The sequence below is a fragment of the Sphingobium sp. FW305-3-2-15-F-TSA7 genome (genome assembly GCF_058787155.1).
This window is the reverse complement of sequence record NZ_JBYSZM010000006.1, coordinates 169966-193533: the sequence shown is the minus strand read 5'-3', so window position 1 is coordinate 193533 and position 23568 is coordinate 169966. Positions and strand designations below refer to the sequence as shown.

Annotated in this window: 22 protein-coding genes; 11 read left to right on the top strand and 11 right to left on the bottom strand. The window is 65.1% G+C overall.

What is annotated here, in order from left to right:
* Positions 1–39 precede the first annotated feature (39 nt).
* Both AC3WN8_RS06675 and clpS read left to right on the top strand, forming a co-directional pair.
* The gene (locus AC3WN8_RS06675; RefSeq protein ID WP_492668613.1) at positions 40–624 is read left to right on the top strand and encodes a phasin family protein; all 585 of its coding nucleotides are present in this window, start codon (positions 40–42) and stop codon (positions 622–624) included.
* A 203-nt stretch (positions 625–827) separates the two neighbouring features.
* Positions 828–1184: an ATP-dependent Clp protease adapter ClpS gene (gene clpS, locus AC3WN8_RS06670; protein ID WP_492668612.1), complete on the top strand. Its 357-nt coding sequence runs from the start codon at positions 828–830 to the stop codon at positions 1182–1184.
* Positions 1185–1320: 136 nt separating this feature from the next.
* Here clpS and AC3WN8_RS06665 read toward each other — a convergent pair whose 3' ends face one another.
* Positions 1321–1995, bottom strand: coding sequence for an HAD family hydrolase (locus AC3WN8_RS06665; RefSeq protein WP_492668611.1), 675 nt, complete (start codon positions 1993–1995; stop codon positions 1321–1323).
* Positions 1996–2063: 68 nt separating this feature from the next.
* Between AC3WN8_RS06665 and AC3WN8_RS06660 the strand changes: the two genes are divergently transcribed.
* The 5 genes from AC3WN8_RS06660 to AC3WN8_RS06640 are packed head-to-tail and all read left to right on the top strand — an operon-like array spanning position 2064 to position 6053.
* Positions 2064–3173 (top strand): MlaE family ABC transporter permease, encoded by a 1110-nt coding sequence (locus AC3WN8_RS06660; RefSeq protein ID WP_492668610.1) that lies wholly within the window; start codon positions 2064–2066, stop codon positions 3171–3173.
* Positions 3170–4000, top strand: coding sequence for an ABC transporter ATP-binding protein (locus AC3WN8_RS06655; RefSeq protein WP_492668609.1), 831 nt, complete (start codon positions 3170–3172; stop codon positions 3998–4000). The genes AC3WN8_RS06660 and AC3WN8_RS06655 overlap by 4 nt, the downstream gene beginning before the upstream one ends.
* A gap of 6 nt (positions 4001–4006) precedes the next feature.
* Positions 4007–4957 carry an MlaD family protein gene (locus AC3WN8_RS06650; RefSeq protein WP_492668608.1) on the top strand — a complete coding sequence of 317 codons (951 nt, stop codon included), beginning with the start codon at positions 4007–4009 and terminating at the stop codon, positions 4955–4957.
* 2 nt (positions 4958–4959) lie between these two features.
* Positions 4960–5559, top strand: coding sequence for an ABC-type transport auxiliary lipoprotein family protein (locus AC3WN8_RS06645; RefSeq protein WP_492668607.1), 600 nt, complete (start codon positions 4960–4962; stop codon positions 5557–5559).
* A gap of 44 nt (positions 5560–5603) precedes the next feature.
* Positions 5604–6053 carry a hypothetical protein gene (locus AC3WN8_RS06640; RefSeq protein ID WP_492668606.1) on the top strand — a complete coding sequence of 150 codons (450 nt, stop codon included), beginning with the start codon at positions 5604–5606 and terminating at the stop codon, positions 6051–6053.
* A 132-nt stretch (positions 6054–6185) separates the two neighbouring features.
* Here AC3WN8_RS06640 and pepN read toward each other — a convergent pair whose 3' ends face one another.
* Positions 6186–8768, bottom strand: a complete 2583-nt coding sequence (gene pepN, locus AC3WN8_RS06635; RefSeq protein ID WP_492668605.1) for an aminopeptidase N — start codon at positions 8766–8768, stop codon at positions 6186–6188.
* 96 nt (positions 8769–8864) lie between these two features.
* Here pepN and AC3WN8_RS06630 point away from each other — a divergent pair, with 96 nt between their 5' ends.
* Both AC3WN8_RS06630 and AC3WN8_RS06625 read left to right on the top strand, forming a co-directional pair.
* Positions 8865–10124 (top strand): M48 family metallopeptidase, encoded by a 1260-nt coding sequence (locus tag AC3WN8_RS06630; RefSeq protein ID WP_492668604.1) that lies wholly within the window; start codon positions 8865–8867, stop codon positions 10122–10124.
* A 90-nt stretch (positions 10125–10214) separates the two neighbouring features.
* Entirely contained in the window at positions 10215–11051 is an 837-nt protein-coding gene (locus tag AC3WN8_RS06625) for a Rossmann-fold NAD(P)-binding domain-containing protein (protein ID WP_492668603.1), read from the top strand.
* On the opposite strand, the gene AC3WN8_RS06620 is transcribed toward AC3WN8_RS06625, so the two are convergent.
* The 4 genes from AC3WN8_RS06620 to AC3WN8_RS06605 are packed head-to-tail and all read right to left on the bottom strand — an operon-like array spanning position 10961 to position 15531.
* Positions 10961–11878 (bottom strand): DMT family transporter, encoded by a 918-nt coding sequence (locus tag AC3WN8_RS06620; protein WP_492668602.1) that lies wholly within the window; start codon positions 11876–11878, stop codon positions 10961–10963. The genes AC3WN8_RS06625 and AC3WN8_RS06620 overlap by 91 nt on opposite strands.
* Entirely contained in the window at positions 11875–12876 is a 1002-nt protein-coding gene (locus tag AC3WN8_RS06615; RefSeq protein WP_492668601.1) for a threonine aldolase family protein, read from the bottom strand. The genes AC3WN8_RS06620 and AC3WN8_RS06615 overlap by 4 nt, the downstream gene beginning before the upstream one ends.
* Before the next feature lie 31 nt (positions 12877–12907).
* The gene (locus AC3WN8_RS06610; RefSeq protein ID WP_492668600.1) at positions 12908–13939 is read right to left on the bottom strand and encodes a glycosyltransferase family 4 protein; all 1032 of its coding nucleotides are present in this window, start codon (positions 13937–13939) and stop codon (positions 12908–12910) included.
* Positions 13940–13941: 2 nt separating this feature from the next.
* Positions 13942–15531, bottom strand: coding sequence for an alpha-amylase family glycosyl hydrolase (locus AC3WN8_RS06605; RefSeq protein ID WP_492668599.1), 1590 nt, complete (start codon positions 15529–15531; stop codon positions 13942–13944).
* Positions 15532–15710: 179 nt separating this feature from the next.
* Here AC3WN8_RS06605 and AC3WN8_RS06600 point away from each other — a divergent pair, with 179 nt between their 5' ends.
* On the top strand, positions 15711–15908 hold the full coding sequence (locus tag AC3WN8_RS06600; RefSeq protein WP_492668598.1) for a KTSC domain-containing protein: 198 nt from the start codon (positions 15711–15713) through the stop codon (positions 15906–15908).
* Here AC3WN8_RS06600 and xth read toward each other — a convergent pair.
* On the bottom strand, positions 15884–16681 hold the full coding sequence (xth, locus tag AC3WN8_RS06595; protein WP_492668597.1) for an exodeoxyribonuclease III: 798 nt from the start codon (positions 16679–16681) through the stop codon (positions 15884–15886). The two genes, AC3WN8_RS06600 and xth, sit on opposite strands and share 25 nt — an antisense overlap.
* A gap of 55 nt (positions 16682–16736) precedes the next feature.
* Here xth and AC3WN8_RS06590 point away from each other — a divergent pair, with 55 nt between their 5' ends.
* Positions 16737–17375 carry an alpha-ketoglutarate-dependent dioxygenase AlkB gene (locus tag AC3WN8_RS06590; protein ID WP_492668596.1) on the top strand — a complete coding sequence of 213 codons (639 nt, stop codon included), beginning with the start codon at positions 16737–16739 and terminating at the stop codon, positions 17373–17375.
* 2 nt (positions 17376–17377) lie between these two features.
* On the opposite strand, the gene AC3WN8_RS06585 is transcribed toward AC3WN8_RS06590, so the two are convergent.
* From AC3WN8_RS06585 to AC3WN8_RS06570, 4 genes are all read right to left on the bottom strand, one after another.
* Positions 17378–17683, bottom strand: coding sequence for a plasmid stabilization protein (locus AC3WN8_RS06585; protein ID WP_492668595.1), 306 nt, complete (start codon positions 17681–17683; stop codon positions 17378–17380).
* An 81-nt stretch (positions 17684–17764) separates the two neighbouring features.
* Positions 17765–19069 (bottom strand): dicarboxylate/amino acid:cation symporter, encoded by a 1305-nt coding sequence (locus AC3WN8_RS06580; RefSeq protein ID WP_492668594.1) that lies wholly within the window; start codon positions 19067–19069, stop codon positions 17765–17767.
* A gap of 125 nt (positions 19070–19194) precedes the next feature.
* Positions 19195–21240: a transglycosylase domain-containing protein gene (locus tag AC3WN8_RS06575; RefSeq protein WP_492668593.1), complete on the bottom strand. Its 2046-nt coding sequence runs from the start codon at positions 21238–21240 to the stop codon at positions 19195–19197.
* A 58-nt stretch (positions 21241–21298) separates the two neighbouring features.
* Positions 21299–23443 (bottom strand): prolyl oligopeptidase family serine peptidase, encoded by a 2145-nt coding sequence (locus AC3WN8_RS06570; RefSeq protein ID WP_492668592.1) that lies wholly within the window; start codon positions 23441–23443, stop codon positions 21299–21301.
* Positions 23444–23568 lie beyond the last annotated feature (125 nt).

Genomic DNA, 23568 nt, shown 5'->3' with positions numbered 1-23568 from the left:
CGCACTATATTGTGCAATGCAACATAAGCAGGACCGCATATGAGCGCCACCGACACCAAGGCACGGCCGGTTGCGAAACCGGCACCTGCCAAGACCGTGAAAACGAACCGGACGGCCCCGAAACAAGCCGCCACCGCAGAGAAAGGAACCATCGAGATGACCGACACCGCAAAAGTGACCGAGACCGTCAAGAAGGCCGCGACCGAAGCCACCAACCAGGCGCAGGCCGTGTTCGCCGATCTGAACGACCGCGCCAAAGCCGCCGTCGAGAAGAGCCAGAAGATCGCCGAGGACCTGGCCGACTTCCAGAAGGGCAACCTCGAGGCGTTCGTCGCCTCGGCCAAGGTCGCCGCGCAGGGCCTCGAGACGATCGGCCAGGACGCCGCCGAGCTCGGCCGCAAGAACTTCGAATCGGCCCAGGCCGCGCTGAAGAGCTTCGCCGCCGCCAAGTCGCCGACCGATTTCTTCAAGCTGCAGAGCGATTATGCGAAGTCGGCTTTCGACTCGTTCGTCGCGCAGACCTCGAAGAACACCGAAGCTTCGCTGAAGCTGGCCGGCGACGTTTTCCAGCCGCTTTCCAGCCGGATCGCGGTTGCCGCCGAGAAGTTCAAGACCGCCGCCTGAGTGCAGCAGTCGCGTAACGCGTAAGGAACGGCCCCCCCATCGGGGCGGCCGTTCTTGCGTCTGCGCCAGGGCCCGATTCGCGCTTCGGGCCGAATCAGGCTGAGGCGCGAAACAAGGCCTGTGTAAATTTCAGCATCGATTGCGCGCCAAACGCCGCATTCCCCCTTGCCCACGTCGATGCGCTTGCCATATTCTCCTCGCATATGCGTGACGTGACATCTTTTTCGCTCATGATGGCCGACCGCAAGGAGGGTGACGACGAAGGCACCGGCCTGGGCGTCGCCACCCGCACACGGACACGCACCAAGCGGCCGACGCCGTACAAGGTGCTCATGCTCAACGACGATTATACCCCGATGGAATTCGTCGTCCTTTGCCTCCAGCGCTTCTTCCGGATGAGCATCGAGGACGCGACTCGCGTGATGCTCCACGTCCACCAGAAGGGCGTCGGCGTCTGCGGCATCTTCAGCTACGAAGTCGCCGAGACCAAGGTCACCCAGGTCACGGATTTCGCACGGCAGAATCAGCACCCGCTGCAATGCACGCTGGAGAAGGCTTGAAATTTGGCTGATGCCGGGCTGCGAACGGCATCACCCTGCGCTTCCGGTGCTCACGTACGGAAGTACGCTCCGCGCCGGTTCTCGGGCGATACCATTCTCGCTCCGGCCTGAGCCAAATTTGGCGCGAACTTGCGGATTACCGACTCCAATCCACAATCAACCAGCCATGCCCCTTCGCCAGCCGGCGCAGTTTCGGGCTGGGGTTCACCGCGATCGGCACATCCGCCCAGTCCAGCACCGGCGCGTCGGAGACATGATCCGAATAGAAGCGCACACTGCAATCCGGTCGATCCAGCCCCTGCGTCTGGAGCCATGCCTGGATCTTGCGCAACTTTGCCGGCCCGTAACAATTCTCACCCTCGATCCGCGCCCGGATGCGCCCATCGGGCAGGCAGAAGCTGTCGGTCGCGATCACGTCGTCCATGCCGAGCGCTTCCGCGATCGCGGTCACATAGATGCGATAGGATGCGGTCGCCATGACCAGCCGGTGCCCCGAGTCGCGGTCTGCCGCCATTTGCCGCAATGCGCCGGGATAGATGTTGGTGGCCACCGTCCGGGCCGCGAAGCTCCGTGCCAGCGGCTCCAGCTCGGCCGAGGGAATATGCCCGCCGGTCAGCAGCGACTGATTGATTTCCTTGAGTTTTGCGCGATCGATCAGCCGGCATGCATAAGCCACCATCACCAGCAGCGCGACCGGCGCGAACAGCAGCCGCCAGGGCGAACGATGCCGCGCCACATGGAGCAGGAAGCCCGTATAGGTTCCGCGACGCGTGATCGTCCGGTCCATGTCGTAGATCGCAAGCGCCGTCATCCTGCCGCCTTCCCTGCCAGCCCAACGCGCTTGCCCCCCGCGCCATAATCGCGCAAGACTTCAAGTGCATGAGCGAAATGGCCGATTTCATCCAGGAGCATGGCGAAGCCGGCTGCGAGCTCAGCTTCCTGGGCTCCCTTTCGATCGCGCGCCTCGGTGACATTCCGCAGAGGCTCGCGGCGCTCGCCGTGCCGATCGATGTCATCCGGCTCGACAAGATCGAGCATATCGACACGATCGGCGCCTGGCTGGTCTATCGATTGAGTCGCGATCACGGCGCCGAGATCAAGGGCGCCGACGCCGATGCCAGCCGCCTGATCGAACAGGTTTCCGCCTCCGACCGCCCGGTGCGCATGCGCCCCGATCGGACGCCCCCCCATATCCGCGTGCTGGGCGAGATCGGCGATGCGACGGCAATCGCCGGACAGACGCTGCTCGGCCTGCTCGGCTTTTTCGGCGCGACCTGTATCGCCGCATGGAACGTGATCCGTCACCCGGCCCGCTTCCGAATCAATGCGGTGGTCCAGCGCTTCGAAGTGGTCGGCGTCTCCGCGCTCGGCATCATCGGCCTGATGAGTTTCCTGATCGGCATCGTCATCGCGCAGCAGGGCGCAGTGCAGCTTCGCCAGTTCGGCATGGAGACCTTCACGATCAATCTGGTCGGCCGGATCACGCTGCGCGAACTGGGCGTGCTGATGACCGCGATCATGGTCGCGGGCCGATCGGGTTCGGCCTTTGCCGCGCAGCTCGGCACGATGAAGCTGACCGAGGAGATCGACGCGATGCGCACCATCGGGGTCTCTCCGCAGGAGGCTCTGGTGCTGCCGCGCGTCCTCGCCACGGTCATATTGATGCCCCTTCTCGGCTTCTACGCCTCGATCGTCACGATCCTCGGCGGCCTTATCTGGTGCTGGATCGATCTCGGCATCCCGCCCGTCACTTTCATCCAGCGCATCCGCGAGGTCGTGCCGATGACCGACCTCTATGTCGGCATGGTCAAGGCGCCGGTGTTCGGCGCGATCATTGCCATGGCCGGCTGTTTCCAGGGCATGCAGGTCAAGGCCAATGCCGAGGAAGTCGGGCTGCGCACGACATCCGCGGTGGTCCAGGCGATCTTCCTGGTGATCGTGATCGATGCCTTTTTCGCGGTCTTCTTCACCTCGATCGGGTGGACATGAGCAGCACCGAACAAGACGCGATCGAGGAACTGCCCGAGCTGGCGGAGGGCGAAACCGTCATCTGCGTGCGCGGCCTCAAGAACAGCTTCGGCGATCAGGTCGTGCATGAAGGGCTCGATCTGAACGTCCGCAAGGGCGAGATATTGGGCGTGGTCGGCGGCTCGGGTACCGGCAAGTCGGTGCTGATGCGCTCGATCATCGGACTCCAGACGCCCGACGAAGGCGAGATCAGCGTATTCGGTCAGTCGATGATCGGCCGCGACGAAAATGATGCAGTCGCCGTCCGCCGACGCTGGGGCGTGCTGTTCCAGGGCGGGGCGCTGTTCTCGACACTCACCGTCGCCGAGAATGTCCAGGTTCCGCTCCGCGAATTCTATCCGGATATCAAACCGCCGCTGCTCGACGAGATCGCGTCCTTCAAGGTGACGATGAGTGGCCTGCCCGTCGAAGCGGGGCCCAAATATCCCGCCGAGCTGTCGGGCGGTATGCGCAAGCGCGCGGGGCTGGCGCGGGCGCTGGCGCTCGATCCCGAATTGCTGTTCCTCGACGAGCCGACCGCCGGTCTCGACCCGATCGGCGCCGCCGCTTTCGATGAACTGACCTCCGAACTCCAGAAGATCCTGGGGCTGACGGTCTTTCTGATCACGCACGATCTCGACACGCTCTATGCTATCTGCGACCGCGTGGCGGTGCTCGCGGACAAAAGAGTGATCGCGGTTGGTACCATCGACGAGTTGCTGGCGTTGGATCATCCGTGGATCCAGGAATATTTCAACGGCCCACGTGGCCGGGCCGCGGTGGCGGCGAAGCAGAAGAAGAAGGGCTGAGCGCCGATGGAAACCCGCTCCAATCACGTCCTCGTCGGCAGCGTCGTGCTTGCCCTGCTCGCCGCGCTGGCGATCTTCACGGTCTGGCTGGCGCAGCTCGGCGGCGGATCCGAGACCAAATACGACATCTTCTTCAAACAATCGGTCGACGGCCTCGCCAAGGGATCGAGCGTCAGCTTTTCCGGCGTCCCCTCCGGCCAGGTCGACGAGATCTCGCTCTGGCCCAAGGATCCCGAATTCGTTCGCGTCCGTATCCGTGTGAAATCGGAAACGCCGGTGCTGCAGGGCACCACCGCGACCATCCAGGGTGTCGGCTTCACCGGTGTCTCGCAGATCATGCTCGACGGCGCGGTCAAGGGTGCACCGCCGATCACCGATATCGGCCCCGGCGGCGTGCCGGTGATCCCGACAAAACCCGGCGCACTGGGTGAATTGCTGTCGAACGCGCCGCAGCTGCTCGAGCGGCTGACGACGCTGACCGAACGGCTGACCTTGCTGCTGAGCGACCGCAACCAGGCATCGATCGCGGGCATCCTCGACAATGTCGAGAAGCTCTCCGGATCGCTGGCGCAGCGCGGCCCAGAAATCGCCGCGACGCTGGCGCAGACGCGCGTCGCGATCGAACAGGCGGGCAACGCCGCGGAAGAAATCGGCAAGCTTGCCGGCACGACCAATGACCTGCTCGACAAGGAAGGTCGTCCGCTGATGGCCGATCTGCGCAAGACCGTGGCATCGGCCAAGACCAGCATGGATACGCTCGATGCCGCGATCGGCGATGCGAGGCCGGGCCTTCAGGCATTCTCGAAGCAGACCGTTCCCGAAGTCGGCCAGCTCGTCCGCGATCTGCGCGACATGTCCGAAGCGCTGACCGCGGTTGCGACGCGGCTCGACCGCGGCGGCGCCGGCGCGCTCGTCGGAACGCCCAAGCTCCCCGACTATAAGAAGAAGGGCAAATGATCATGGCGCGCCATGCACACATATTCCGCCTGACGATCCCACTCGCGGCGCTCGCGCTTTCGGGCTGCATCAGCTTCGGCGCCAAGCCGCCGGCGACCTTGCTGACCCTGTTCCCCGCGACTGCGATGACGGCAGGGGAAAGCCGCACCGCGGTTGCCGGCCAGGCGGTGACGATCCTCACGCCGCGCGTTCCCGCGGCGCTTGCCAATAATCGCATCCCGGTTCGCAGCGACGATACCAGCATCGCCTATGTGAAGGACGCGCAATGGGCGGACTCGCCCAATCGGCTGTTCCGCGCCCTGCTCGCGGACGTGGTCACGGCGCGCACCGGCCGCATGGTTCTGGACAATCGCCAGTTCAGCTTCGATCCCGGCACGACCGTTTCGGGGGAGTTGCGCAATTTCACGATCGACGCGGCGGCGATGCAGGCGATCGTGACCTATGACGCGGCGCGCGCGACCGAAAACGGCGCGAAGATCGAGGAGCGCCGCTTCGAGGCGCGCGTCCCGGTTTCGGCGATCGAACCCGGCCCGGCCGCGGTCGCGCTCAACACCGCCGCGAACCAGGTGGCCGACCAGGTCGCCGCCTGGATCGGCAATTGAGATAGCGCCGGCCGGACAGCGGGCCGACGGATTGGGGATTCTTCTTGCGCTATTTCCTGGATACCGAATTCAACGGCTTTGGCGGCGCGTTGATCAGCATCGCGCTCGTGCCCGAATATGGCGACGAGGAATTCTACGCGATCCTGCCACTCGCCGATCCGGTCGAGCCCTGGGTGGAGCGGCATGTGATGCCCTATCTCCACATGGTGCCGCCCGCGCTCGACATGACGATGCGCAGCGAAGACGCCGCACATGCGGTCGCGCATTATCTGGCGCATGATCCCGGTCCGGTGATCGTCGCCGACTGGCCCGACGACATCGCCTATTTCTGCAAGCTGCTGGTCATCGGCAATGGCGTGATCGCCGATATCGACGATGTGGATTTCAGCTTTCTCCGCTCCCCGGGATTCAGCCCCGCCGCCAACAGCAAGGTGCCGCACAATGCGCTGCACGACGCGCGGGCGCTGCGGGATTTTGTGCTGGGTGGGCGCTGAACCGGCCTTGCTCTTGTCATTCCCGCGAACGCGGGAATCCAGCTTTTCCGTGACACATCAGAAAGAAGAAGAAGCTGGATTCCCGCATTCGCGGGAATGACAATGTGAGGCGTTGATCGTGGTCGGCCAAACCTACCCCAGGCTCTTCGACGCCTGTTCGAACACATCCTTCGACAGACCCGGCGTCTCGACGATCCGGCCGAGCGCCGCGCGCATCAGGGCGGCGCGGGCGTCGTCGAAACGGCGCCAGCGGCCGAGCGGCGGTACCAGCTTGGCGGCGGTCTGCGGATTGATCGGATCGAGCGCGACGATGATGTCGACCAGGAATGCATAGCCGCGGCCGTCGGCGGCGTGGAAAGCGCGCTGATTGGCGGTGAAGGCGCCAGCAAGCGCGCGGACGCGATTGGGATTGGCCAGCGTGAAATCGCGATGCTTCTCCAGTGCAAGCACCGCATCCAGCGCGTCGTCGCGCATCGAAAGCGCCTGGGTGGTGAACCATTTATCGAGCACCAGCGCATTGTCGCGATAGCGTGCGTAAAAGGCCTCGAGCGCATCGTCACGCTGCGCGGAGACGCCGTTGACCAGCGTGGTCAGCGCGCCCTGCCGATCGGTCATATTGTCGGCGGCGACGAACTGGGCATGGGCAAGTTCGGCCGCATCGGACGCGCCCGATGCCGCGATATAGCCGAGCGCCACCGTCTTCATCCGGCGCGCGCCCTTGGCGGCCGGCGAATATTCGAAACGATTGGCCTGCGCCCCCGCATGGGCGGCGCGCCATTCGGCCTCCAGCGCTTTGCCGAGATCGGTGCGCAGCGCCTCGCGGGCACGATGGATCGCTTCGGGCTCGACGACGGGCATCTGTTCGCCCACGAACGCCTCGCTCGGCAGCAGGACCGCCTCGGCAACGAACGCCCTGTCGAGCGCGGGATCGCCCAGCGTGTTGCGGACCGCCTCGATCACCGCACCATGGTCCGCGCTGCCCTCGATCACCGCAGCGACGAGCGTGTCGAGCATCAGCTGCTGCATCGCTTCGTAGCGCGCAAACGGGTCATCGTCGTGCGCCGACAGAAAGGCGAGGTCGGTCACGCTGCGCCCGGTTTCCACCACCACGGGTGTCGAGAAGCTGCGGTTGATCGAGAGCACCGGACGCGTTGCGATATCGTCGAATATGATCTCCTGGCGCGGTTCGGCCAACAGGATCAGCTGCTCGTCGCAGAGCGGGCGCGCGGTATCGGCGCAGAACAGACGGGTGCGCAGCGGCAGCACCATCGGCTGTTTGTCGGGCTGGCCCGGCGTTGCGGGAACCGATTGCTCGAGCGTCAGCCGCGCGGTCGTGCCCTCATGATCGAGCCGGGCGACGACGCGCGGGGTTCCCGCCTGGCTGTACCACAAGCGGAACTGCGTCAGATCGGTATCGCCCCCCGCCTCCATCGCGGCGACGAAATCCTCGCAGGTCGCGGCTTCACCGTCATGGCGGGCGAAATACAGGTCGGTGGCGGTACGGAAGCGCTCCGGGCCGAGGATGGCGTGCATCATCCGGATCACCTCGGCACCCTTATTGTAGATCGTCGCAGTGTAGAAGTTGGAGATCTCCATATAGGATTCCGGGCGGATGGGATGCGCCAGCGGCCCCGAATCCTCCGGAAACTGTGCCGCGCGCAGGGTGCGGACATCCTCGATCCGCTTGACCGCGGCGCTGCCCTGATCGGCGGAGAATTGCTGGTCGCGAAAGACGGTGAAGCCTTCCTTCAGCGACAATTGGAACCAGTCGCGGCAGGTGACACGATTGCCCGACCAATTGTGGAAATATTCGTGGGCCACCACGCCCGCGACCGCATCATAATCGGCATCGGTCGCGGTATCCGGATCGGCCAATATGTAGCGCGAATTGAATATGTTGAGGCCCTTATTCTCCATCGCGCCAAAATTGAAATCGGCGACGGCGACGATGTTGAACACGTCGAGATCATATTCGCGGCCATAGACCGTCTCGTCCCAGGCCATTGAGAGCTTGAGCGCGGTCATCGCATGATCGGTCTTGGCAAGATCCGCCGCGCGCACCCAGATGCCGAGATCGACCTTGCGGCCCGACATGGTCGTAAAGCTGTCGCGGTTCGCGACCAGATCGCCGGCGACCAGCGCGAACAGATAGCAGGGCTTGGGAAACGGATCGCGCCACTCCGCCCAATGCCGGCCGTCACCGGAATCCCCCGATGCCACCGGGTCTCCGTTCGCCAGCAGCACGGGATAGCGCGCCTTGTCCGCTTCCATCCGTACGACATAGCGACTGAGCACGTCGGGCCGATCGGGAAAGAACGTGATGCGCCGAAACCCTTCCGCCTCGCACTGCGTACAGAGCAGGCCGCCCGACGCGTAGAGACCCATGAGCTGGGTGTTCAATTCGGGCGCGATCTCGACCTCGGTCTCGACGACATGGTCGCTGCCCGAAAGGGGCACGATCAGCCGGTCATCCTCCATCCGCCATTCGACCGCAGCGCCGTCGACGCGGACGGCGATCGGGGTCAGCCCGTCGCCATCGAGCGCGAGCGCCCGATCGTGATCGCCGTTGCGCACGACATGCAGTCGCGAGACGACCTGGGTGTGCATGCCGTCCAGCCGAAAATCGAGGCTGATTTCGGGCACCAGCCAATCGGGCGGACGATAATCCTCGCGACGGATGACGGTGGGCGCGGCGGTGGACTGGATATCGAGCATGGTCCGAGCCTTACGCCGCGGTGCCGGGGCGTGCAATTGCGCTTGCATCGCCAAATGCATGGCATAGCTTGCGCCGCTTCGGGGGGAGAGTGTGCAATGCGGCCCAGGACGACCATGATCATCGCCGCGGCGGCGCTCGCGCTTGCGCTTCCCGGCCTGGTCCATGCCCAGGGTTTCGACGTGGAGGCGGCGACGCGTGCCTATGTCGACACGCTGCACGGGCCGGCGCGCGACCGCTCCGATGCCTATTTCGAAGGCGGCTATTGGATGACGCTGTGGAGGGCGCTCGTCTCGGTCGCGACCTGCTGGATCCTGCTGCGTTTCGGCCTCTCCGCCCGTTTCCGCGACTGGGCGGAGGGGCGGACGAAGCGGCCGGCGCTGGCGGCCGCGCTCTACGCGCTGCCCTACACCATCGCCGCCGCGCTGATCGGCCTGCCCTGGACGATCTATGCCGGCTATGTCCGCGAGAAGCATTATGACCTGATGAGCCAGAGCTTCGGCGGCTGGGCAGGGGAACAGGCGATCGGCCTGGGCATCGGCGTGATCATCACCGCGCTGCTGCTGATGATCGTCTTTGCGGTGATCCGCCGTGCGCCAAGGCTCTGGTGGCTGTTCGGCGCGGGTGCGATGACCGCGTTCATGGCGATCGGCCTGCTGATCTCTCCGGTCTTCATCGCGCCGCTGTTCAACAGCTATACCGAGATGCCCGCCGGCCCGGTGCGCGACCGCATCGTCGCCATGGCGGCAGCCAATCATGTTCCGGCCGAACATATCTACGTGTTCGACGCGTCGAAACAGAGCAAGCGCATCTCGGCCAACGTGTCGGGCCTCGGTCCGACGATCCGGATCTCGCTCAACGACAATCTGCTCAACCGCACATCTCCGCCCGAGATCGCGGCGGTGATGGGACATGAGCTCGGCCATTATGTGCTCGGCCATATCTGGTCGCTGCTCGGCCTGTTCGGCGCGCTGTTCCTCGCCGGCTTCTGGCTGGTCTCGCGGATCGCGCCCGCGCTGCTCAGGCGGCATGGTGCCGCGTGGGGCGTGCGCGGCGTCGACGACCCCGCGGCGACGCCGCTTTTCTTCGGTATCGCGGCGATACTCGGCCTGCTCGCCACACCGATCACCAACAGCATGATCCGGATCAGCGAAAGCAAGGCCGACGCCTTCGGGCTGAACGCCGCGCGCGAACCGGACGGCTTCGCGCTCACCGCCATGAAACTCTCGGAATATCGCAAGATCTCGCCCGGCCCGATCGAGGAGCTGCTCTTTTTCGATCATCCCTCGGGGGAAACGCGTGTGCGCATGGCGATGCAGTGGAAAGCCGACCATCTGGGCGACGCGCGACCGAAATAGCGGCAATACCGCTCATGTCCGCCCTTCGACTTCGCCCAGGAGGGCCTTTCGCGGGGTGACGTGACCGCCAATTTAGGCGAACAGGTCCGGATGAGCGCGCTCTTCATCTTCGGCCTCGGCTATACCGCTTCCCGCCTCGCCATCAGGCTGCGCGAACGGGGCTGGCATGTTGCCGGCACCGGTCGTGGTGGCGACGTGCCATTCGACGACCGCACAGCGGTCGAACATGCGCTCGCCTCCGCCACGCATATCCTGTCGAGCGTGCCGCCCCGGCGTGACGAAGACCCGGTTCTTGCGGCCTATGGCGATGCGATCCGCGGCTTTCCGGGCTGGATCGGTTATCTCTCCTCGACAGGCGTCTATGGCGATACGCGCGGCGCCTGGGTCGACGAAAGCGCACCGATCGGATCGGGCCGGCGCACCGCGCGCGCCACGGCCGATCTCGCATGGCAATCGCTCGGCGCCCATGTCTTCCGCCTGCCCGGCATTTACGGCCCGGGCCGCTCGTCGCTCGATCGGGTGTCGGCCGGCACCGCGCACCGCATCGATCTGCCTGGTCAGGTCTTCAGCCGCATCCATGTCGACGATATCGCATCGGGCGTGATCGCGGGCCTTGCCGGCCCCGCCGGCGTCTACAATCTCGCCGACGATGCGCCATGCAGCCAGAATGACGTGATCGCGCATGCGGCCGCCTTGCTGGGGATCGCACCGCCACCGCTTCTCGCGGTCGACGATGCCGGCCTCTCGCCAGCGGCGCGCGCCTTTTATGCCGAGAACCGGCGGGTTGCGAACGGCAAGGCGAAGCGCGTTCTCGGCTGGTGCCCGACCTTTCCCGACTATCGCGCCGGGCTGGGCGCCCTCAATGCGAACACCAGCCCGATCAGCGCCAGCGCACAGCCGGTGATCGCAAGCGGCGACCAGCGATAGCCCTCGAACAAAGTCGACAGGAACATCGCGATCACCGGGATGATGACGCTGGTATAGGCCGCCATCGCCGGACCGATCAGGCGGATCAACCCGAAATAGAGCGTGAAGGCGAGCGATGACGCGATGACGCCCAGATAGAGCAAACCGGCGATATAGCCCGCGCGCCATTCGACCACCGGCGGCCCGGATGTGCTCCAGGCGAAGATCGCGTCGCAGGCGGCACCGATCAGCATCGCCCAGCCCAGCATGGTCGCCATCGGATAGAGCGTGGCGCGGCGGCTGGCCTGCATCACGTTCGCCGTCGATGCCGCGAGCACGCCCATCAGCGTGAACCCGATTCCGAGCAATGTTCCGCCCTCGGACGACCGGTCGACCCGCGCCTCGTGGATGAACAGCAATGCGACGCCGACGATCGCGACGCCCGACGCCGCAAGGAACCGGCCGCTCACCCGCTTGCCGAGGAATACCCAGGAGAACAGTGCGTTGGGAACGATCAGCAGCGCGAACACCAGCGCCACCAGCCCCGAGGTGATGTGCAATTCCGCACGATAGACGAAATTGAAGTTGATCACGAACTGCGCCAGCCCAAGCGCGGCCGCAAAGGCCAGCCCCCGGCGGTCGAGCTTCAGGCTCTCGCGCCGGATACATGCGACCGCGATCAGCACGAGCCCGGCAATGGCGAAACGATAGCAGATCGACCAGCTTGGCGGCACATGGCCGAGCTGGTCGCGGATCACCAGCCAGGTCGATCCCCAGATCAGGGTGACGCTGACGAACGGGATCAGCACCGCCGCCCGCGTCGGGCCTGGCTTCGTGCCGGCGATCACAATCGCGCGATCGCGTCCGCGAGCGGGCGAATATCGTCCACGCTGTGGTTCCAGCTCGTCACAAAACGCAATTCGCCTTGGCTCCAGTCGTAGAAATCGAAGCCCGATGCGCGCAGCGACGCGGATTCGTCGGCCGTTGCGCGCAGGAACACTTCGTTCGCCTCGACCGGATGGAGCAGCCGATCACCCGCGGCATCGGCCAGCAGTTTCGCGCCCGCATTGGCGGCGCGCGCATTCTTCAGCCACAGATCGTCATCGAGCATCGCCAGGATCTGCGCGGCCAGATAACGTCCTTTCGACAGGAGATGGCCGGCGCGTTTGCGGCGATAAAGGGTCGCATCGGCCAGTTCGGTCCGGAAGAAGATCAGCGCCTCGGCCGACATCGCGCCATTTTTGACGAAGCCGAAGCTCAGCGCATCGACGCCCGCTCGCCAGGTCACATCCGCGGGCGCGCAGCCCAGATGCGCGATCGCATTGGCAAAGCGCGCACCGTCCATATGCAGCCCCAACCCGCGCTCACGACACAGCGCACCAAGCGCCGCCACCTCGTCAGGGGTGTAGACCTCGCCATATTCGGTGGCGTTGGTGATCGACAGCGCATGCGGCCGGACCTGATGGACGGTGTTGCCCATCGAGTCGATCGCATCGCCGACCGCGTCGGGCGTGAGCTTCGCACCGGGCCCCGATATGGTCATCAACGACGCACCATGGGTGAAGAAGCCCGGCGCGCCGCATTCGTCGACCTGGATATGCGCATTGCGGTGGCAGAGCACACCGCCATAGGGCGGACAGAGCGCGGCGAGCGCCAGCGCATTGGCGGCGGTCCCGGTCGAAACCCAGAGAGCGCGCACCTCGGTCTCGAACAAAGTGGAGAAACGGGCGTCGAGCAGACGGCTATACGCATCGCCGTCATAGGCCGTATCGACGACATTGACCTCCGAAAGCGCGGCAAGGACTGCGGGAGAGACCGGGGCGGCATTGTCGGAAAAGAAGCGCATGGATCGCCCTTGCTGTCCGCGACGGCCCAGGTCAACGGCCAGTTTGTTCGCTATGGCCTTCCATGATGCGTCGATAGAGCGCGACATAATCGTCCGCCATCCGATCGACCGAGAAACGTGCGATCACCGCGTCGCGGCAGCGGCGGCGATCGATCTCCCCCACCCGACCGATCGCCGCCACCGCCTGTTCGAACGTGTCGACCAGAAAGCCGGTGACGCCATGCTCGATCAGTTCGGGCATCGAACCGCGGCGATAGGCGATGACCGGCGTACCGCATGCCATCGCCTCCACCACCGACAGCCCGAAGGGCTCGTCGAAACCGATCAGGTGGAGCAGCGCCTTTGCCCGGCCGAGCGCCTCGATCCGCTCACGCCCGCCCACCGTGCCGAGGAAGCGGATGCGATCGCCATCGATATGCGGCGCAACGAACCGGGCATGATAATCCGCGTCCTGCACCAGACCTGCCATCACCAGCCGATGTCCGGTCGCCTGCGCCGCCCGCACCGCATCGGCAGCGCCCTTGTCGGGATGGATGCGTCCGAAGAAGAGCAGCGCATCGCCGCCTTCCGCCTCGAAATCGAACGCCTCGACCGGAATGCCGTGATGGATGGTGGCGGCATAGTCGAGATCGGGATGCCGGTCGGCATCGCTGATCGCGACATAATGGACGCGGTCGTCATAACGGCGGAAGACCGGCAGGATGCGTTCGGACGAAAAGCCGTGGATCGTCGTCACGACCGGCGTCTCGACAAGGCGCGAGAAAGCCAGAGGCATGAAATCCGCCTGATTGTGGATCAGATCGAATTCGCCCGCACGCTCGAACAGGCTGGCAATATGGAGCGCCTCCCACACCTTGGCGTCGATCGTCGGATCCTCCGAATATCCGCGCGGCACGACCGCAGCCAGCGTCGCGCGCGTTTCAGAATCCGCCGTGGCGAACAAGGTCACGTCGATCCCGCGATCGACCAGCGCCTCGGTGAGCAGGCTGGTCACCAATTCCCATGGCCCATAGCTGCGCGGCGGCGTGCGCCAGGAGATCGGCGCGAGCATCGCGATGCGCATGGTCAATTCCTTATCTTCAGGATCAGGCCCTCATCCGAAGACAAAGTGAGGTTGCGGGCATTCACGACCGGTTCGCGATCGATTGTCGAGAGTAGCAGATCGACGGCTTCGGCATAGTCGGGCAATTCGAACGCCTGCGCCTCCTTGCCCAGATTGAGCACGATCAACACGCGCTCGTCGCCGGCCCGCCGTTCATAGGCGAGGATGGTGCCGGTGGCCGGCAGCAGCATGATCGTTCCGAGCGACAATGCCTCATGCCCGCACCGCAAAGCGAGCAACCGACGATGCAATGCCAGGATCGACCCGGCCTCGGCGTCGAGCGACGCGACATTGCGCGTCCGCCAGTCGGCATTGAGCGGCAACCACGGATCCGCCGTGCTGAAACCCGCATTCGGGGCATCCGCCCGCCACGGCATCGGCGTGCGCACCGGATCGCGGCCGAGCCCGAGACCGGGTTCGCGCAGTTCGCGGGGATCCCGCACCCGTCCGGGTGGGATCTCGACCTCGCCGATACCGAGCTCATCGCCATAATAGAGGGTTGGCGTGCCACGCAGCGTCAGCAGCAGCATCGCCGCCACCCGCGCCTGTGCTTCGCCCAGCTTCGCGGCGACGCGCGGCCGGTCGTGATTGCCAAGCACCCAGTTCGGCCAGGCGCCCTCGGGCAGCGCCGCTTCATAGTCGGCGATCATCCGCTGAAGCACCCGCGCATCCCAGGGCGCATCGATGAGCTGGAAATTGAAGGGCAGATGCACCCCCGGTGCATCGACACCATAATAGCGCACCAGCCGATCGACGGGCAGATAGATCTCCCCGATCAGCACGCGATCGCCATAGCCGTCCGCCAGCGCCCGCATCTCGGCCGCGATCTCGTGCACTTCGGGCTGGTCGGTCGAATGGGCCTGCAGCACCTTGTGCATCTCGCCCATCTCCCGCCGATAATCGGGATTGGGTGGATTGTCGGGCAGGCCGTCGGCTTTCACGATGTGCCACAGCACGTCGATCCGGAAACCGTCCACACCCCGGTCGAACCAGAAGCGCAGCACATCCATCATCGCCGCGCGCACCTCCGGATTGCGCCAGTTGAGATCCGGCTGCTCCTTGAGGAAGGCGTGGAGATAATATTGGCCGGTGGCCGCATCATATTGCCAGGCCGAGCCGCCAAAATCGCTGATCCAGTTGTTGGGCGGCCCGCCATCGGGAGCGGGATCGCGCCAGATATACCAGTCGCGCTTCGGATTGCCGCGCGACGCCCGGCTCTCGACGAACCAGGGATGCCGGTCGGAACTGTGATTGGGAACGAAATCGAGGATCAGCTTGAGCCCGCGACGATGCGCCTCCGCGATCAGGCGGTCGAGATCCTCCAACGTGCCGAACAGCGGATCGACGTCGCGATAATCGGCGACGTCATAGCCATAATCCGCCATTGGCGAGCGGAAGATCGGCGAGAGCCAGATCGCATCGACGCCCAGTGCCGTCACATGATCGAGCCGGCCGACGATCCCGGCGAGATCGCCGACGCCGTCGCCGTCGCTGTCCTGGAACGACCGTGGATAGATCTGATAGATGGTACCGGCTTGCCACCAGCTCGTCATACGCGCTCCCCCGTTGCCGTCGATCATATTCCGACCTCACCTCAACGTCCGACAACGTCCGGCGCTCCACATCGATTGTGTGTCGATAGGGGAAATCGGCTTCACGACGGTTACATCGCGTCGACCATGTCGGGCATCCTCTTTCGGGAGCCACAACGACGCCCGGACGTTCTTCCGCCATGCCGTCGAGCGTGATCCACAGCTTCGATTACGACCCAGCCGCCCATCGGCTGGACGTGCAGTTCGTCAGCGGCCGGCGTTACAGCTATCATGACGTGCCCGCGGAGATCGTCGAGGAGATGCGCCGCGCCTTTTCCAAGGGCGGCTATTTCAACCGCCGCATCCGGGATTGCTATCGCCACACGCGCCGTCGCTGACTCTTGCCGAGTTCGATCCATGCAGGTGCGTGATCGCTCGCTTTTTCGCGACCACGTACAGCCGTGTCGACTCCGGCGCGCTTCAGTCGCCCGGCAGCCGCCGGGCTTAACAGCAGATGGTCGATCCTGAGCCCCGCATTGCGCGTCCAGGCATTCCGCCAATAGTCCCAGAACGTGTAGATGGTCTCGTCCGGATGAAGCGTCCGGATCGCATCGGCCCAACCCTGGGCCAGCAGCCGCTGGTATCCCGCGCGCGCTTCGGGTGCGAACAATGCATCGTCGCGCCACCGCTCCGGTTTGTAGACATCGGCATCGGTCGGGATGATGTTGTAATCGCCGGCGAGCACGACGGGCAGCCCGGATGCGATCAACCCGGCGGCATGGTCGATCAGCCGATCGATCCACGCCAGCTTATAGTCGAATTTCGGCCCTGGCCGCGGATTGCCGTTGGGCAGATAGAGGCAGCCGACCAAAACCCCGTTCACCGCCGCTTCGATATAGCGACTATGGCCGTCATCGGGATCGCCGGACAAGCCGCGGCGTGTCTCGACGGGCTGCGTGCCGCGCGCCAGAATGGCGACGCCATTCCAGCGCGCCTGGCCCAGCCAGATCGCGCCATAACCCGCCTTCTCGAGCGCAGCCGCCGGAAAATTTTCGTCGGGCGCCTTCAGTTCCTGCAGGCAGACGATATCGGGCGCGGTCCCGTCGAGCCATGCAAGCAATGCCGCCAGCCGCCCGTTGACGCCGTTGACGTTGAAGGTCGCGATCCTCAATTGTGCCGAGCCCCTGCCATTGCAGCCGAACGTGAGGGCGTGCGCAGGGGTTCCGTTGCCAGCCACGGATCCACATATCGGCGACATGCCGATCGATATGCCCGTGCTCGAAGATCTGTTTGGACCGCCGCTGCTGCCTGGGCTGAGCTATGCGCCCGACATGCTCGACAAGGACGAGGAGCGGGCGCTCGTCGCAGCGCTCGATCCCCTGCCCCTGAAACCTTTCGAATTTCAGGGCTGGTTGGGCAAGCGGCAGGTGATCTCGTTCGGCTGGCGCTATGATTTCACCGAGGCACGCTTTGCCCGCGCGGCCGAGATACCCGATTTCCTGTTACCGCTGCGCGACCGCGCAGCCATGTTGGCCGGACTGGCGGGCGAAGACCTCGCCCAGACGCTCGTCACACGTTATGATCCGGGCGCGGGCATAGGCTGGCATCGCGATCGACCGGTATTCGATACCGTTATCGGCATCTCATTGCTGAGTGCCGCAACCATCCGTTTCCGCCGCCGCACATCCCAGGGCTTCGAGCGCTTCGCGCTGCCGGCATCGCCCCGCTCCGCCTATGTCCTTGCCGGCGAAGCGCGCTACGATTGGGAGCATAGCATCGCGTCGCTCGACGAACGGCGCTGGTCGATCACCTTTCGCAGCCTCTCCGAACGCGGCCTGGCGATGCAGCCGGAAGAACGCGGATAGCTTCACCCGCTGGCGCGTTTGCGCCGGGTCTCCCAACCCTTCTTCGCCGCGGCCGAGCGAGCTGCGGCGGATCGACCCGCCGAGGCGGCGCCGCCCTTTCGGCCGCCCTTGCGCGACGATACGTGGCTTTCCGGCTTGCCGCGGCCCGAACCCGATTTGTTGCCGCCGCCGGATTCCTTGTTCACCGTCGCCCAGGCGCGGCTCTCGGCCTCTTTGCTGGAAACGCCACGCTTTTCATAGCCTTGCTCGATATGCTCGGCCTTGCGCTTCTGCTTGTCGGTATAGCTGCTCTTGTCGCCGCGCGGCATGGTCGTTCTCCTTCATCGACCCGCTCGCCCGCCACAACGCATCTGCGGCGCAAAGCGTTCAATATGCCGGAGCAACCTGCGTCAGGCGGATTCGCCGTTGAGCGCACGGTTCAGAGCCTCGCGGTCCAGCGCCTTGTCCCAGCGCGCGACGACGATGGTGGCGACCGCATTGCCGATGAAATTGGTCAGGCTACGGCATTCGCTCATGAAGCGGTCGATGCCCAGGATCAGCGTCATGCCCGCGACCGGCACCGACGGCACGATCGAGAGCGTGGCAGCCAGCGTGATGAAGCCCGCGCCCGTCACGCCCGCCGCCCCCTTCGAGCTGATCATCGCGACGAGCAGCAATGCGATCTGGTCGCCCAGCGACAGATCGACATTGCAGGCCTGCGCGATGAACAATGCGGCCAGCGTCATATAGATGTTGGTGCCGTCGAGATTGAACGAATAGCCGGTCGGCACCACCAGCCCGACCACCGGCCGTGCGCAGCCCGCGCGCTCCATCTTGTCGATCAGATTGGGCAAAGCCGCTTCCGACGATGACGTGCCGAGCACCAGCAGCAGCTCGGCCTTGAGATAGCGGATCAGCTTGAAGATCGAAAATCCGTTCAGCCGCGCCACAATGCCCAATACGCCGAGCACGAAGATCAGCGAGGTCAGGTAGAAAGTCGCGACCAGCGCGCCCAGATTGACCAAGGATCCGATGCCATAGGCGCCGATGGTGAAAGCGATCGCGCCGAACGCACCGATCGGCGCCGCGCGCATCAATATGCCGACCAGGCGGAAAACGACGAGCGAGACACGCTCGAGGAATTCCAGCACCGGCTGGGCGGGCTCGCCGACCAGCGACAGCGAGATGCCGAACAGGATCGCGACGAACAGCACCTGGAGGATTGAGCCACCGGTGAGCGCCGAGACCATGGTATCGGGAATGATGGCAAGCATGAAACCGGTGATGCTGGTCTCATGCGCCTTGGCGCTGAAATCGGCGACGGCGCTGGTATCGAGCGTCGCCGGGTTGATATTCATGCCCGCGCCGGGCTGAATGACATTGGCAACGATCAGCCCGACGATCAGCGCCAGCGTCGAGAAGAACAGGAAATAGGCGAAGGCCTTGCCGGCAACCCGCCCGACCGAGGCGATCTCCTTCATGCCGGCGATGCCGGTGACCAAAGTCAGGAAGATCACCGGCGCGATGATCATCTTGACCAGCTTGATGAAGCCGTCGCCGAGCGGCTTGAGCGCTTCGCCGGTGTCGGGCCAGAAATGCCCCAGCGTCGCGCCCAGCAGAATCGCGATCAGCACCTGGACGTAGAGCTGCCCCGCCCACCTTCGCCGGCGCGGCGCGGCCTCGGCATCATATTCGGTCAAAACCGGCGTCACCATGCCCCGCCCACTCCGTTCAACATCGTGCCTCTCTCCGCCCGGCCTTCTCTGAGCATCATGCAGTAAAGAAGAACGGAGCGCCGACAAGCTCAGTCCAAAGGGAGAGCGAAAGAAACATCCCGCCGTCAGCGGGGTTGCGGTGGCGCGTCATCCTCAGATGATGGCGGCAATGTCGGCGGCTGGATCCGGCGCTCGCCGGGTGCCGGCGGCTCTCCCGGCGCGCGCGGTCCGCGGATGCGCAGCGTCTCGTTGGCGATGTCGATACCGAGTTCGACTCCGCCGATCTGCGCATTCAGCTCCATATTGCCGAGATCGAGGTCGAGATCATTGTCCGGCGCCTCTTCCACCGCCGCCGGCGGCGGCGCGTCATTGAGCGCCCGGCCCATGAAATCGCGCCAGATACGCGCCGGCAATCCGCCGCCCGCGACACCGGCAAGCGGGCTGTTGTCGTCCTTGCCCACCCAGACGCCCGTCACCAGATCGCCGGCGAAGCCGACAAAGATCGCATCGCGATTATCCTGTGTCGTCCCGGTCTTGCCATAGGTCCGCGTCCTGAGCGCCGCCGATCGCCCGGTGCCTTGATTGGCGGCGGCCGACAGCAGTTCGAGCATCATCTTATGCGTATCGTCGCCCAGGCTGCGCTGGCGATCGACGAGCTGCGCGAACCAGGTCCGCTCGGCATCGGGTAGGCCATGGGCCTTTACCGGGTAACGATTGCCCGCAACCGCAGCATAGGCGGACGTCAGTTCGAGCAAAGTCATGCCCGAAGTGCCGAGCGCCATGCTGGGTTCGGTATGGAGCGCGCTGGTGACGCCCAGGTCGCGCGCGGCGCGCACGACATTCTCCTGCCCGACCTGCTCGGCCAACCGCACTGCCGCGACATTGCTCGACCACGCGAATGCCTGACGCAAGGTGATCTGCCCGCGATAACGCCCGCCATCGTTGCGCGGCGTATACTCGCCGATCGTCACCGGTTCGTCCGCGACCAGCGTGTCCGGCGTCATGCCCGCACGCAGCGCCGCCAGATAGACGAAGAGCTTGAAAGTGGAGCCGGGCTGGCGCCGTGCCTGGGTCGCGCGGTTGAACGCGCCGTCGCTATAGCGCTTGCCGCCGACCATGGCGACGACGCGGCCATCGGGGCGCATCACGACGATCGCGACCTCGGCACCGCCCAGCGCGGCGCGACGCACCACCTGCTCCGCCGTCCGCTGGAGACCGCTGTCCAGCGTCGTCTCGACGGTCCGCTGTTCATAGACCTGCCCCGAGCGGTCGCGCGCCTCGGGCAGCACCCAATCGGCGAAATAGGTGCCGCTTGCCATCGTCTTGACCGGGCGGACGTTGAGCCTGGCCGGCTGCATGGCGTCGCGCTCGGCTCGGGTGAGATAGCCGGCATCGACCATCGCATCGGCGACCACCGCCGCGCGCTGACGCGCGCCCTTCAGATTGACGGTGGGAGCCAGCCGGCTCGGCGCCTTCAGCAATCCGGCCAGCATCGCCGCCTGGGCAGTGCTGAGCTTTTCCGGCGGACGGTTGAAATAGTGGAGCGACGCGGCACGCAGGCCGTAGACATTGTCGCCGAAATAGACATTCGACAGATAGCGCGCGAGGATCTCGTCCTTGCTCAGCCAGGCTTCGAGCCAGAAGGCGATCAGCACCTCACGCAGCTTGCGCGCGGCCGTGCGATCGGCGTTGAGGAACGCGACCTTGGCAAGTTGCTGGGTGATCGTGCTGCCGCCCTCGCGAACCCCGCCGGCAAGCAGGTTGCGCCAGGCCGCGCGCCCGATCGCGATCGGATCGACGCCGAGATGGCTGTAGAATCGCCGATCCTCGATCGCGAGGAACGCCTGCGGCACGCGTTCGGGCAATTGGGCGATCACCACCGGCTTGTCGATGATCGCTCCCTTGCGCGCGATCGGCTTGCCGTCCGCGGACAGCAAGGTGATGCTCGGCGGCGCGATCGGCTGCAGCGACCGCGACAGCGGCGCCGTCACCGCCAGCCAGGCGAACAGCAGCATGAAGATGATCAGCAAGCCCAGCGCGATCCGCTTGGCGATCCTGCGCCGGCGCGGCCAGGGGCTTTGCGGCGGCAATGCCTCGGGCGGCATCGCCCCGGGGGCTGGGTTGATCCTGTCCTCCGGAAACGGCGGAGCGGGCGTTGCGGACTCGGTCACGATTCCGCTGTGCTACATGAACAATACAGCTTCGGCGAGCCCCAATTTGCGGTGCCGTTCAATCTGCGGCGGGCTGGCCGATCGCCAGCCCCGTCCATTTAGCGGCGAAGGCATACATGTCCGCGCTTTCCTCGATCAGCTTGTCGGTGGGCTTGCCCGAACCATGGCCCGCGCGCGTCTCGATGCGGATCAGATGCGGCCTGGGGCCGATATCCGATGCCTGGAGCTTTGCAGCATATTTGAAGCTGTGCCCGGGCACGACGCGATCGTCGGTATCGGCGGTCGTCACCAGGATCGCGGGATAATCCACGCCGCTGCGGATATTATGATAGGGCGAATAGGCATAAAGCGTCCTGAAATCCTCTTCCTTCGCCGGATTGCCATAATCATCCACCCAATAGCGTCCGGCGGTGAAGCGGTCGAAACGCAGCATGTCCATCACGCCCACGGCGGGCAGCGCGGCGACGAAGAGATCAGGCCGCTGATTGACGACGGCCCCGACCAGCAACCCGCCGTTCGAACGCCCCTCCGCCGCCAGCTTGCCCGGCGCGGCGATCCCCTGAGCGATCAGATATTCGCCCGCCGCGATGAAGTCGTCGAAGACATTCTGCTTGTTCTGCAGCCGCCCGGCATCGTGCCAGGCCTTGCCATATTCGCCGCCGCCCCTGAGATTGGCGATCGCGAACACGCCGCCCTGCTCGATCCAGGCGAGCCGCGTCGCGGAAAAACCCGGCGTCTGCGACGCGTTGAAGCCGCCATAGCCATAGAGCAATGTCGGTGCGCCGCCCGCGGGGGCCGCGCCCTTGCGACGGATCACGAAGATTGGAATCCGCGTCCCGTCCTTCGACGAATAGAAATGCTGGACCGTCTCGAAGCGATCCGGGTCGAACGCGGTTCTGGGCCGCGCGAAGATCTCCGCCGCACCAGTCGCGGTATCGAAACGGTAGATGGTCGGCGGCGTGGCGTAGCTTGAAAAACTGTAGAAGGTCTCGGGATCGCCCACCTTGCCGCCAAAGCCGGCCGCGGTGCCGATGCCGGGCAGGCGGACGTCGCCGGCGGGGCTGCCGTCCAGATGGACCATCTCCGCGTCCGACTTCGCGTCGCCGAGATATGACAGGACGATCTTCGCGCCGACCATCGACGCACCGACCAGTGTCTGCGGGCGTTCCGGCACGATCGGCACGGGCTTGCGCCGGGGACTGGTCACGTCGAGCGTCACGATCCGCTGACGCGCCGCATCGTGATTGGTCACGAAATAGAAGCTGGGACCGACATTGCCGATCATCGCCCAATTATGCTCGAGCCCCTTGATCAGCGTCACCGGCCTGGCGTTCGGCCTGGTCAGGTCGAGCACATGCAGTTCGAACCGCGCGTCGGTTCCCTCCGACGAGGTGATCAGCAGCCAGCGCCCGTCATCAGTCACCTGGGCGCGATGGCCCAGGCGCGGCCGGTCCGGCGTGGCATAGATCAGCACATCCTCCGCCTGCGGGGTCCCGATGCGGTGGAAATGGACGGTCTGGTTGAGGTTGGTCGACTGATAGGCCTGGCCCGCCTCGGGCGCGGCAAAGCGCGAATAATAGAAGCCGCTACCGTCCGCCGCCCATGACAGAGGCGAGAACTTGACCCATTTGACCTCGTCGTCGAGCGTGCGTCCATTCTCCACGTCGAGCAGCTTGAGCGTCCGCCAGTCAGTGCCGCCGTCCTGGATCGCATAGACCAGCCTGGCGCCGTCGTCGGACGCGCTCCATTCGCCCAATGCGGTCGCGCCGTCCTTCGCCCAGCCATTGGGGTCGATCAATATGCGCGCCGGGCCGGCCAGTCCCTCGCGCACCCACAGCACCGACTGGTTCTGGAGCCCGTCATTGCGCATGTAGAAATAGCGGGCGCCCGCCTTGCGCGGCACACCGAACCGCTCGAAATCGGTCAGCGCACGCATCCGCGTCTTCAGGATATCGCGTCCCGGCAGGGTATTGAGATATTTGTTGGTGGCCGCATTCTCGCTCTCGACCCATTGCCGCACCTTCGCGTCGGTACGCACGTCATTCTCGAGCCAGCGATAGGGGTCGGCCACCGCCACGCCGAACTGCGTCTCGACCACCGGCACCGTCGCGGTTGCAGGATAGCCATAGCCGCCGGCATCGGCCGCATGCGCCGGCGCGCCGAGCGTGAACAAAGACAGAAACAGGAACGGCGCAGCGCGCATCAACGATCATCTCCGGTAATTCTTATCCCGGAGACTAGAGCAATTCGGGGTCGGGAATCCACTATCGCGACCCCCGAAACGAAAAAGGGCCCCGCGTTTCCGCGAGGCCCCTTCTGTCTCGTCGC